The sequence below is a fragment of the Methylophaga sp. genome (assembly GCF_965655755.1).
GTDB lineage: Bacteria > Pseudomonadota > Gammaproteobacteria > Nitrosococcales > Methylophagaceae > Methylophaga.
Window position 1 is genome coordinate 35,935 of sequence record NZ_CBFHHW010000015.1, and the last position, 8,237, is coordinate 44,171.

Annotated in this window: 9 protein-coding genes; 2 read left to right on the forward strand and 7 right to left on the reverse strand. The window is 47.7% G+C overall.

All coding sequences use genetic code 11. From position 1 onward, the window contains the following. Positions 1-22: 22 nt before the first annotated feature. From ACTF5U_RS06670 to ACTF5U_RS06700, 7 genes are all read right to left on the reverse strand, one after another. Positions 23-844 (reverse strand): septal ring lytic transglycosylase RlpA family protein, encoded by an 822-nt coding sequence (locus ACTF5U_RS06670; RefSeq protein WP_438970864.1) that lies wholly within the window; start codon positions 842-844, stop codon positions 23-25. Continuing rightward, positions 841-1,821: a lytic murein transglycosylase B gene (mltB, locus tag ACTF5U_RS06675; RefSeq protein ID WP_438970865.1), complete on the reverse strand. Its 981-nt coding sequence runs from the start codon at positions 1,819-1,821 to the stop codon at positions 841-843. Before mltB ends, ACTF5U_RS06670 begins: the two co-directional genes overlap by 4 nt. Next, the gene (gene rodA / locus ACTF5U_RS06680) at positions 1,818-2,948 is read right to left on the reverse strand and encodes a rod shape-determining protein RodA (protein ID WP_438970866.1); all 1,131 of its coding nucleotides are present in this window, start codon (positions 2,946-2,948) and stop codon (positions 1,818-1,820) included. The genes mltB and rodA overlap by 4 nt, the downstream gene beginning before the upstream one ends. Further along, the gene (gene mrdA / locus ACTF5U_RS06685) at positions 2,929-4,797 is read right to left on the reverse strand and encodes a penicillin-binding protein 2 (RefSeq protein WP_438970867.1); all 1,869 of its coding nucleotides are present in this window, start codon (positions 4,795-4,797) and stop codon (positions 2,929-2,931) included. The genes rodA and mrdA overlap by 20 nt, the downstream gene beginning before the upstream one ends. Before the next feature lie 7 nt (positions 4,798-4,804). Next, complete coding sequence (gene mreD / locus ACTF5U_RS06690) at positions 4,805-5,284, reverse strand: rod shape-determining protein MreD (RefSeq protein WP_438970868.1); 480 nt, start codon at positions 5,282-5,284, stop codon at positions 4,805-4,807. Further along, positions 5,268-6,182: a rod shape-determining protein MreC gene (gene mreC / locus ACTF5U_RS06695; protein WP_438970886.1), complete on the reverse strand. Its 915-nt coding sequence runs from the start codon at positions 6,180-6,182 to the stop codon at positions 5,268-5,270. The genes mreD and mreC overlap by 17 nt, the downstream gene beginning before the upstream one ends. A 77-nt stretch (positions 6,183-6,259) precedes the next feature. Further along, a complete protein-coding gene (locus ACTF5U_RS06700) occupies positions 6,260-7,306 on the reverse strand; it encodes a rod shape-determining protein (RefSeq protein ID WP_008291235.1) in 1,047 nt (348 codons plus the stop codon). Between the two features lie 120 nt (positions 7,307-7,426). On the opposite strand from ACTF5U_RS06700, the gene gatC reads away from it, so the two are divergent. Together gatC and ACTF5U_RS06710 are read left to right on the forward strand one after the other, a co-directional pair. Then, a complete protein-coding gene (gatC, locus tag ACTF5U_RS06705) occupies positions 7,427-7,714 on the forward strand; it encodes an Asp-tRNA(Asn)/Glu-tRNA(Gln) amidotransferase subunit GatC (RefSeq protein ID WP_438970869.1) in 288 nt (95 codons plus the stop codon). Between the two features lie 20 nt (positions 7,715-7,734). Further along, on the forward strand, positions 7,735-8,237 hold a 503-nt coding region (locus ACTF5U_RS06710), incomplete at its 3' end, for an amidase (protein ID WP_438970870.1).

The window sequence follows — 8,237 nt, forward strand, 5'->3', positions numbered from 1 at the left end:
GAACTCTCAGGTAAAAAAATGTTTATTCGATAACGATGTGGTTTTCGCGAAATCCAAGACCCGCTAACTCAGTGGATAAGCTATCACCATAGGCAACATTGGCTAATGGTCCAATTCTAACCCGATACAGGGTACCTTGAATGGCATCGAAAGGCTCAATGGTAACGCTATCTTTGATGTCCTGCTGCAGTCGGTGTTTTACCTGCTCAGCCCGACTCCGGGTGCTATATGCGCCTACCTGCAGGAACATCAAAGCTGAGCTGTTGGACTTTAGCGGTTCGGGTTTAACTACTGGTGCAGTATCTGTTTTTTGAAGTTTCCCCGGGGTGATAACCCGCACTTCCACCAAACCTGTTCCTTTCGCCACGATCCCTAATTTAGTTGCCGCGCTATATGATAAATCAATTAACCGGTTATCGTGAAAGGGACCCCGGTCATTAACCTTAACGATAACCCTGCGCCCGTTTTCGAGATTAGTGACCTCGACATAACTCGGTAAAGGTAATGTTTTATGCGCAGCGGTCATCGCATACATATCGTAAATCTCACCACTGGAAGTACGACGTCCATGAAACTTGGTCCCATACCATGAGGCTATCCCTTTTTCACGGTATCCTTCTGCACTGGTAAGGGTGTAATAATTTCTGCCGAACACTTCATATTGAGGGGGATTACCATATTTACTGCGAGGCTCCACTTTTGGGACTGCATCAGGAATTTGACTGACATCAGGTACGGTCGCAGGTGCTCTGTCTTTTTCTGTGACGACACCGCCGCCACAAGAGGTTAAAAGCAGGTAGACCATAAACAGGCTTGCTCTGCTTAAAAAAGAGGTTTTCATCATTGCAGCTCGCTAAATTGTTGCCGTATCTCCTGCGCCAGCTGAGTTACAGCCATTGCATACATCCGACTGTGATTATACCGAGTGATCGCATAAAAGTTCTGTCTACCAAGCCAGTATTCTTCACCCTCAGGCTGAGTCAGTGTTACCAACGACATAACATCATTCCCGGCGGGCAACTGATTCAAGCTTAATCCGGCAACGGCCAGTTCTTCGCGGCTGTAACTCGGTTTCAAGGTATTATCCAACATTGCTTCTGGTAATGATTTGCTTGCCGATGTCCGGTGAACAATAGACTTGCCCGGCACCCAACCATGTACTTTCAGGTAATTAGCAATGCTGCCAATTGCATCTGTGTGATTATTCCAGATATCACGATGTCCATCCGCATCGAAATCAACCGCGTAGGCCCGGTAGCTACTAGGCATAAACTGTCCTAGCCCCATAGCTCCGGCATAGGAACCCACGGGGTCCAACTGTGACATTTTTTCTTCACGTGTCAAAATCAGAAAATGTTCCAGCTCGCTACGGAAAAAAGGACTGCGTGGCGGGTAACGGAAAGCCAGTGTGGATAGCGCATCAATCACACGAAAGCCGCCAACATTCCCACCATAACGGGTTTCTACACCCAGAATAGCAACAATGATTTCAGCTGGTACGCCGTACTTTGCCTCAGCATGCGCCAGGGCTTCTTTATGCTGTTGCCAGTAGGCAACACCGCCATTGATTCGTGCATCGGTAATGAAAATCTTGCGGTATTCATACCAGGGTTTACTTCTCTCAGCTGGCCGTGAGATGGCCTTTAGGATGCTATCTTTCACCTCAACATCGGCAAACACGGTCTCCAGCTCATCCCGTTCAAACCCATGTTCAGTGACCATTTTATCAATAAATACAGGTAGATCCGGTAAATCTTTGTCAGCATGAACCGGTAAAACACACAAAAAGAATACACTTATACTGAGTAACACTTGCTTCACGACGACATCATCCTTCGGTGAGTATGAATAGACATAAGAATACCGAAGCCTGCTAGCAGGGTCACCATTGACGTTCCCCCATAACTAATCAGGGGTAACGGCACCCCAACCACAGGTAACAATCCAGTTACCATTCCAACATTAACGAACACATAGACAAGAAATGTTATCGAAATACTGCCAGCTAATAAGCGAGAAAAACTACTTTGTGCCTGACCGGCAATGAACAAGCCTCTACCGGCTATCAAAAGAAATAAGCAGAGTAATAACACGACGCCGACCAGACCAAACTCTTCTGCAATGACAGCGAAAATAAAATCGGTGGATCGCTCCGGTAAAAACTCAAGGTGCGACTGCGTTCCCTGTAACCAACCTTGACCAAAAGTACCACCTGAACCAATCGCAATTTTTGATTGAATAATGTGATAACCAGCCCCGAGAGGGTCCGTTTCAGGGTTCAGAAACGTCATCACACGTCGGCGTTGATAATCATGCATAAAATACCAGAGCACCGGAGCTGCAGCAGTGCAAGTTCCCAGAAAGGTCAGAATTATACGCCAGCGAATACCGGATAAAAACAGAACAATGAGCCCTGAACTCGCAATCAGAATAGCGGTTCCTAAATCAGGTTGCTTCGCAATTAAAAACGCAGGCAAACCAATAAGAAACAGTCCTGTGAGTAATCGCCATGCTGAGGGAGGTAACGGTCTTGCAGCTAAAAAAGCAGCGACTAGAATGGGAACGGCAAGTTTTATGATTTCGGAAGGTTGAAAGCGAAAAAAACCGAGATCTAACCAACGTTGAGCGCCCTTGCCTTCGTGCCCGAACAACAGCACAGCAAGCAATAAGATCAATCCCAGACCATAAAGCCAATAAGCACCATCACGCATGCGATCAGGATTAACCTGAGCCACAAGCAACATGACAAACAGGGCCATGCCCATCCGGATAAGCTGTCTGACAATGAGACCCATATCCTGACCGCCTGCACTGTAGAGCATCATCAGACCTATTCCCAACAGCAGTAGCAATCCCATCAATAACGGCGCATCAATGTGCATACGTTGAAGCCAAGTGCTCAACTGCCACTGATTCGCTTGTCTGTTGTCACTGATCAGGCTGCTCATCGCTCTCTTCAATTCCAAAATGTTGTTTTATCATTTCACGCGCGATGGGAGCCGCTGTTTTACTTCCACTACCACCGTTTTCCACCACGACGGCAACAACAAACTCAGGTTTGTCAGCAGGGGCAAATGCGATAAACAGCGCATGGTCATGTAGCTTTCTTTCCAACGTTTCTGCGTCGTACTTCTCATCCTGTGCTATACCAAAAACCTGAGCAGTACCGGTCTTACCAGCAATCTGAAAAGGCATGTCTTTACCGACATGTCTTGCTGTCCCTCTCGCGCCATGTACGACTTCAACCATGGAGTCTATCACTGCCTCCCAATGCTGACTGTTTTCCATGGGTAAGCTATTCAGAGTGTCCTTATTACGAAGCTGCATCTCGGCTTCACCCGCACCTCGGCTGGCACGAACTACTTTCGGTTGCGTGGTAGCCCCACGCATGGCGAGGGTCGCTGTCGCGTGAGCGAGTTGTATCGGTGTGGTTTGGTTAAACCCCTGACCTATTCCCGATATCAGTGTTTCTCCTGGAAACCAGACCTGATTACGACTGCGGCGTTTCCACTCCTTGGAAGGAGATAAGCCTTTACTTTCACTCGGAATATCCACACCTGTGCGATGACCAAAGCCAAATAGATCAAGAAACTGGTGCATACGATCAATACCGAGGGCGTGTGCCAAGTCATAGAAATACACATCACAAGACTGGGAAACGGCTTCATTTAAATCAACATGCCCGTGGCCGTAGTGCTTCCAACACCGATATCGATGATCATGACCGGGCAAGGAATACCAGCCAGGACAAAACGTTTTTGAATTCTCTGTGACTACGCCCAACTCCAAGCCAGCCAATGCTACAAAGGGTTTCAGTGTTGATCCTGGCGGGTAATTCCCACGAAGCGAGCGATCAAACAATGGTCGGTCAGGTGAGTCACGTAGGGCCGAATACGCTTTACTGCTGATTCCTGAAACAAATGCATTCGGATCAAAGTCTGGCTTACTAACCATAGCCAAGACACCACCATTCCGGGGATCCAGCGCCACAATCGAACCGTTATAATCATTTAATGCCTGAGAAGCAACCCGCTGTAAGTTAATATCCAGGTTAAGAAAGAGGTCATCACCTGAATGAGAAGCGACGGACATCAATTCGCGAACAATCCGGCCCTGCACATTGGTCTCAACCTGTCGATAACCCACATCGCCGTGCAGTGACTCTTCATACTCTTTTTCAACCCCGGTTTTTCCTATCTGCAATGAGCCTTTGTAATCTTGCTGGTCAATAGTCTGCATCTCCCGCTCATTGATGCGACCAACATACCCCACTGTATGGGCAAACAAAGGGCCTTGCGGATAATGGCGTATCAGACGTCCTTCGATATCAACACCAGGAAATCGATAACGATTGGCTGAAAAACGGGCGACCTCCTGTTCGGTCAGCCGTTGCCTGATGACCACCTGATGAAACCGTCGATGTTGCTTCAGTCGGTCACGAAATTCACTGACATCTTCTTCATTCAAGGCGAGAAGTTCTGTTAATTCCTCCAGCGTTTTTTCAATGTCAGGTACTTTCTCAGGAACCATTTCCAGACTGAACGTCGGAATGTTTTCCGCCAGCATGACCCCATTGCGGTCGTATATCAGACCACGCTGTGGAGGCAAAGGCTCTATATCAACCCGATTACGGTTCGATAGCGAATCAAAATGTTCGTATTCCAGAACCTGTAAAACTACTAATCTGACGATAACCACAGCAAACACAAGCACCGACAGAATTGCCGCAAAGATTAATCTGCCATTGACTAAACGGCTTTCGCGAAAATGATCTTTCAGAGTAAAACGGGATGCCATAAACCGACTAGCTGACCTGGAAAGTGCGTCGAATTTTGCGGAGCACAGCAAACATCACTGGCCATAACAGCGTACTGGTCAAAACAGGCATCCACACAAGCCAGTTAGATTCAACCTTGGACGTCACCACAGAAATTAGGTGAACCATTACCATAACGGAGAATATTGTCAGCGCCTGCTGCCACAGTGGATACTGGCGAAGCTGTAGGTGAAAACGGGCAATTAGATAGACTGCAAAGGCATAACTGAATGCCATAATACCGAGTGCGCCCCCCATCATCACATCCATCAATAAACCGACGAACCAGCCTATTCCAATACTGACACGGTGAGGCAGTGCCATTGCCCAATATATGAGTGTGAGCACCACCCATTCCGGTCGAAAGTAACGCACCACATCAGGCATTGGAACCAGCATGAACAGCATGGCGATAATCAATGTCACAACAATCACAAAACCATTGCGTGACTCAGCTGTCGTCGCCATCAGCCTGCTCCTCTGGTGTGTCTATGACGGCTTCAGAATCATCTTGTTGCAGGGTAGATGCTGGCTGAGCTTGTATTTTTTCTCCGGGCAACACCAGCATCACTTCACGACTAGTGGATAAACTGGCAGCAGGCTCGACCTTTATATCAGCAAACGCTTTCCCCTGGGGGAAGTTAACGGTAATGACTTCACCGACTGGATATCCTACCGGGAAACGACCGCCGAGCCCTGATGTCACCAACAGATCCCCCACTCTCACGTCCGCATTATGAGGCAGAAAATCCATCTGCAATTTTTCACCCAGACCGCGGCCGGTTACCACAGCGCGAAGGCCATTACGATTGAGCTGAACAGGAATACTGTGACTGGGATCCGTCAGTAATACGACGCGACTGGATAAAGATGATGTCTCTGTCACCTGCCCCATGACGCCTTTTGCATCAAGCACAGCCTGACCGACATAAACACCGTAATTTTTGCCTTTATCAATGACAACTTGTTGTGAAAATGGATCAAGGTCAACAGTCAATAACTCTGCAACTTGTACCCTTTCTTGCAAGCGGAACGAAGATCCCAACAATTCACGCAACCGCATGTTCTCACGTTCCAATGCCTGCATCTTCTGCAGACGGATATTTTGCAGCATGTTACTGGCCTGCAATGCCGTCATTTCCTCACGTAATTGATCACGATCCTGAAAGAATTCTTCTATCCAATCAATCAAGCTGGTTGGCATGGATGCCGTCACCTGAATCGGATAGACCACTGTAGCGAGAGCAGAACGTACCGGTTTAAAATAATCCAGTCTGGAATCCAGAAAAAACAGCACCAACGATGCCAGAATGACCAGCATCATGCGAGTATTTAACGACGGATTGTTAGAAAATAACGGTTTAATGTCTAAAGTCCAAAACTAAAAGACCTTCGCAAATGCCCGGCACTCGCAAAGGTCTTGTCATGATTATCCTGTTACGCTTATTCGAAAGTGAAAACGTCTGTGCCTTTTTCATCAATCATTTCCAGCGCGCGACCACCACCTCGAGCAACACAGGTCAATGGATCTTCAGCAATAATAGCCGGCAGCCCGGTTTCTTCAATCAACAGACGATCCAGATCCCGCAATAAGGCACCACCACCTGTTAGAACAATACCACGTTCAGCGACATCAGCACCCAGTTCCGGTGGCGTTTGTTCCAATGCCGTTTTAACAGCTGCAACAATGCCTGATAGCGGATCCTGTAGGGCTTCCAGAATTTCATTGCTGTTCAGAGTAAAGCTACGAGGTACCCCTTCTGCAAGGTTACGACCACGCACTTCCATTTCCTTGACTTCGTTCCCAGGATAGGCAGAACCAATTTCTTTTTTAATTTTTTCAGCGGTGGATTCACCGATCAATGTGCCGTAGTTACGACGAACATAGTTGACAATGGCTTCATCAAACAAATCACCACCGATACGAACGGAGGCGGAATAAACAATACCGTTCAAGGAGATGACGGCGACTTCAGTGGTACCACCACCAATATCCAGTACCATCGAGCCACTGGCTTCATCAACTGGCATACCTGCACCGATTGCTGCAGCCATAGGTTCCTCAATCAAAAACACATCTCTGGCACCCGCACCCGCCGCTGATTCACGAATTGCGCGACGTTCAACCTGAGTGGATCCGCATGGAACACAAACCAAAACACGGGGACTTGGTTTTAAAAAACGTCCTTCGTGTACTTTGCGGATAAAGTGTTGCAGCATTTTTTCTGTTACGGTGAAATCGGCGATCACACCATCTTTTAATGGTCTGATAGCGGTGATATTACCTGGCGTTCGCCCCAGCATGCGCTTGGCTTCTACACCTACAGCGGCAATTGAGCGAGGACCGCCCGGGCCTTTATCCTGACGAATAGCGACAACTGACGGCTCGTCGAGGACGATACCTTTACCACGCACATAAATCAGCGTATTTGCTGTTCCCAAATCGATCGACAGATCGTTGGAAAAGATTCCACGTAAACGTTCAAACATTGAAGAAACCACACCTGAAAGGGCAAAATGAGTACTTTAGCAATGCTCTATGCTGTTGGGCAAGCAAGTAATGATTTAAACTTCACGCTTTGTTGAAGCAATTAACATTTGGAACTGTCGATGAGTTTAGATAAAAACGATGTAGAAAAAATTGCGCATTTGGCGCGCCTGTCTATACAGGAAGATGACATCCCTCACTATGCACGGGATCTGAACAATATTCTTAATCTGGTAGAGCAAATGAGTGCAGTCGATACCAGCAATATTTTGCCTATGGCTCATCCGTTGGATGCGCATCAGCGGCTGCGTCCAGACACAATCACTGAGATTGATCAGCGTGAAGCCTTTCAAGCCATTGCGCCAAAAACCGAAGCCGGTGTCTATCTGGTCCCTAAAGTCATCGAATAACCCGAAAAACAGGCAAACACATGCATAACAAATCACTATCAGAACTCTCGACAGCCCTGCATACCGGTAAAATCAGCAGTGTTGAACTGACACAGCATTATCTGGATCGTATCAATGCCCACAATGACACGTTGAATGCATTTATTACTGTCACCGGGGACCGCGCACTTGAGCAGGCAAAAGCCGCAGACAAAATGTTCGCCGACAAGACCGCTGGCACATTGACCGGTATTCCGCTGGCGCACAAAGACATTTTCTGCACCAAAGGCGTCCGCACCAGTTGTGCATCAAAAATGCTGGATAAATTCATCGCACCGTATGATGCAACTGTCGTTGAAAAAATCGATGCCAGTGGCATGGTGACCTTGGGCAAAACCAATATGGACGAGTTCGCTATGGGCTCTTCAAACGAGACCAGTTTTTATGGTCCCGTTAAAAACCCGTGGGATACGGATCGTGTTCCCGGCGGGTCTTCCGGTGGTTCAGCTGCTGCGATGGCGGCACGACTGGCTCCCATCGCAAC